The 3528-nt window shown below is 70.3% G+C and carries 2 protein-coding genes and 1 pseudogene; 1 reads left to right on the top strand and 2 read right to left on the bottom strand.

Going from position 1 to position 3528, the window contains the following annotated elements; all coding sequences use genetic code 11:
* Positions 1 to 147: 147 nt before the first annotated feature.
* Complete coding sequence (locus GH736_RS19350; protein ID WP_159606257.1) at positions 148 to 2436, bottom strand: polyribonucleotide nucleotidyltransferase; 2289 nt, start codon at positions 2434 to 2436, stop codon at positions 148 to 150.
* A 427-nt stretch (positions 2437 to 2863) separates the two neighbouring features.
* On the opposite strand from GH736_RS19350, the gene GH736_RS19355 reads away from it, so the two are divergent.
* Positions 2864 to 3055 (top strand): DUF5302 domain-containing protein, encoded by a 192-nt coding sequence (locus GH736_RS19355; protein ID WP_159606259.1) that lies wholly within the window; start codon positions 2864 to 2866, stop codon positions 3053 to 3055.
* A gap of 34 nt (positions 3056 to 3089) precedes the next feature.
* On the opposite strand, the pseudogene GH736_RS19360 reads toward GH736_RS19355, so the two are convergent.
* Positions 3090 to 3528, bottom strand: a pseudogene (locus tag GH736_RS19360) (glycosyl transferase); the annotation flags it as partial.

Consider the following 3528-nt stretch of genomic DNA (forward strand, 5'->3'; position numbering starts at 1 on the left):
GCCGAGGCGGCGCTCGCCGAGCGCGACGCGTCGTTCCGGTCGTCGACCTACGGCCTGCTGTAGCCGCCGCCGGGCCGAAGCCGGCCCGAGACGACGGATGCCCCGCCCGAACGAATCGGGCGGGGCATCCGTCTGTGCGGCGACGACCTACGCGTCGACGTCGGCACCCTCAGCGGGTGCGTCGGTGTGCGCGCCGGTCGAGTCGCGACCGTCGGTGTCGGCATCCTCAGCCAGCACCGGGGCGAGCGAGAGCTTGCCGCGGTCGTCGATCTTGGTGATCTCGACGAGGATCTTCTGGCCGACGCCGAGCACGTCTTCGACGTTCTCGACGCGCTTGCCGCCGGCGAGCTTGCGCACCTCGGAGATGTGCAGCAGGCCGTCCTTGCCGGGCAGCAGCGAGATGAACGCGCCGAAGGCGGCGATCTTCACGACCGTGCCCAGGAACTGCTCGCCGACCTCGGGGTTCGTCGGGTTGGCGATCGCGTTCACCTGGGCGCGGGCGGCCTCGGCCGAGGGGCCGTCGGTCGCGCCGATGTAGACGGTGCCGTCCTCCTCGATGGAGATGTCGGCGCCGGTCTCGTCCTGGATCGCGTTGATCGTCTTGCCCTTCGGGCCGATCAGCTCGCCGATCTTGTCGACGGGGATCTGCACCGAGATCACGCGGGGCGCGGTGGGGGCCATCTCGTCGGGGCCGTCGATCGCCGCGTTGAGCACGGCGAGGATGGTCGTGCGAGCGTCCTTCGCCTGCGTCAGCGCGCCGGCGAGCACCGACGCGGGGATGCCGTCGAGCTTCGTGTCGAGCTGGATCGCCGTGACGAACTCCGACGTGCCGGCGACCTTGAAGTCCATGTCGCCGAGCGCGTCCTCGGCACCGAGGATGTCGGTGAGCGCCGCGTAGCGGGTCTCGCCGTTCACCGTGTCGGAGATGAGGCCCATCGCGATGCCGGCGACGGGAGCGCGCAGCGGCACGCCCGCGTTCAGCAGCGAGAGCGTCGACGCGCAGACGGAGCCCATCGACGTCGAGCCATTGGAGCCGAGCGCCTCGGACACCTGGCGGATCGCGTAGGGGAACTCCTCGCGCGTGGGCAGCACCGGCACGAGGGCACGCTCGGCGAGTGCGCCGTGCCCGATCTCGCGTCGCTTCGGCGACCCGACCCGGCCGGTCTCACCGGTCGAGTAGGGCGGGAAGTTGTAGTTGTGCATGTAGCGCTTCTTGGTGACCGGGCTCAGCGAGTCGATCTGCTGCTCGAGCTTCAGCATGTTCAGCGTGGTGACGCCCAGGATCTGGGTCTCACCGCGCTGGAAGATGGCCGAACCGTGCACGCGGGGCACGACCTGCACCTCGGCGTCGAGCGGACGGATGTCGGCGAGGCCGCGGCCGTCGATGCGCACGCCCTCCTCGAGCACGCGCGAGCGCACCACGAGCTTCGTGACCGACTTGTAGGCGGCGGAGACCTCGGCGATGGCGGACTCGGGCAGCTCGCCGCTCTCGACCTTGGCGGCGACCTCGGACTTGACCCGCGACTTCAGCGCGTCGTCGGCGTCCTGGCGCTCGGTCTTGCCGGCGATCTGGTAGATGCCCTTGAGCTCCTCGTAGGCCGAGGCGGCCACGGCGTCGTACGTCGACTGCTGGTACGGCGGGAACGTCGGGTAGTCCGCGGTGGGCTTGGCGGCGGTCTTGGCGACCGACTGCTGCGCCTCGACGAGCTGCTTGATGAACGGCTTCGACGCCTCGATGCCCTGCGCGATGACGGTCTCGTCGGGCTTGACGCCGCCGGCCTTGATGAGGTTCCACGCGTTGTCGGTCGCCTCGGCCTCGATCATCATGATCGCGACATCCTGCGAGCCGTCGGCCTCGGTGACCACGCGACCGGCGACGACCATGCTGAACACGGCCTCCTCGATCTGCGAGTACTTCGGGAACGCGACCCACTGGCCGTCGATGAGGGCGACGCGCACGCCGCCGACCGGACCCGAGAAGGGCAGGCCGGAGAGCTGCGTCGAGAGGGACGCCGCGTTGATCGCGAGCACGTCGTAGTACTCGTCGGGCTCGATGGCGAGCACGGTGACGACGACCTGCACCTCGTTGCGGAGGCCCTCGACGAACGAGGGGCGCAGGGGGCGGTCGATGAGGCGGCAGGTGAGGATCGCCTCGGTCGAGGGGCGGCCCTCACGACGGAAGAACGAGCCGGGGATGCGGCCGGCGGCGTACATGCGCTCTTCGACGTCGATCGTGAGCGGGAAGAAGTCGAAGTGCTCCTTCGGCTGCTTGGAGACCGAGGTCGCCGAGAGCAGCATGGTCTCCTCGTCGATGTAGGCGACGGCGGAGCCCTGGGCCTGCTGGGCGAGACGGCCGGTCTCGAAGCGGATGGTGCGGGTGCCGAACCTGCCATTGTCGATGACGGCTTCGGCGAACGTGATCTCAGGACCTTCCAAGAGGTCTTCTCCTTTGTTTTACGTCGCTCCCCGTGTGGGCGCGACTCATACTCAGGAGCAGGAACAGGCATTACGAAACGCATCAGGCGATGCCCTCACGCTGGCCACCAGTAGAAGTCCACCACCCGCCGCCTGCGCTGTGCGCGACGCCGTTGGTGATCCACCACAGGGGACCAGCTTCCTGCCGGCCTGCTCCAGTGTGCTCGAGTGAGCACGGTGCTCGATATGCAGTTGTGCCGCTCGCGACGCGGAACGCGTCGGACCGTGTCACGGCACTTCGAACGACGGCAACCCATCGGGCGACCGGTTCCAGCCTAGCAGAGGCGGGGTTTTCGGCCGATGAACGGCGGATGCCGCCACCTGAGGCCGCGACCGGGCGCGGGCGCCCGCGTCGTCTGCCCGCGGCATCCGTGCCAGACTCGAAGGCATGACTTCCGACGAGCAGAGCACGCCCGGCCCCTCCGAGGAGACGAAGCGCAAGTTCCGCGAGGCCCTCGACCGCAAGAACAAGGCCTCGAAGCAGCGCGAGGGCGAGTCGCACCTCGATGGCGGCGGCGGCGCCCAGCACACCCAGGGGCCGGCAGACCACAAGCGCGAGTTCCGGCGCAAGTCGGGCTGAGTTCCGGCGGCGGCGCCCGCTCCCCCAGCGCCGGTCACGACGCGCCGAGCACCGGGCTCGTCGACACCGGCAGGAGCACCGGTCGCCTCGGTTCGCGCCCGTCGCCCGCGGCGCGTCCGTGCAGGCGACGGAGCAGCCACGGTGCGACGTGGCTCACGAGCCACTCCGCGTCGCCGACGCGTCGTTCCGCGGCGCCCTCGTCGTCGTGCACGGCGCGTTCGAGCGCGCCCAGCTCCGTCGCATCCCGGACGCCCAGCACCTCCGCCGCCGCGTATGCGAGCGAGCGGTGGCCGCCGGAGTTCAGGTGCACCCGATCTGCGGCCCACTGCCCCCGGTGCACGAGGTCCGGCCGTGACCCGGCGTCGAGCAGCATCGCGCCGTGCTCGTCGGCGACCGCCGCGAGACGATCGGCGAAGGCGGCGAACCTCGCCTGCAGGAACCGCGACGCCGGCCGGTCCGGCGTGAACGGCGTC

The sequence above is a fragment of the Agromyces humi genome, from assembly GCF_009720255.1.
Lineage (GTDB): Bacteria > Actinomycetota > Actinomycetes > Actinomycetales > Microbacteriaceae > Agromyces > Agromyces humi.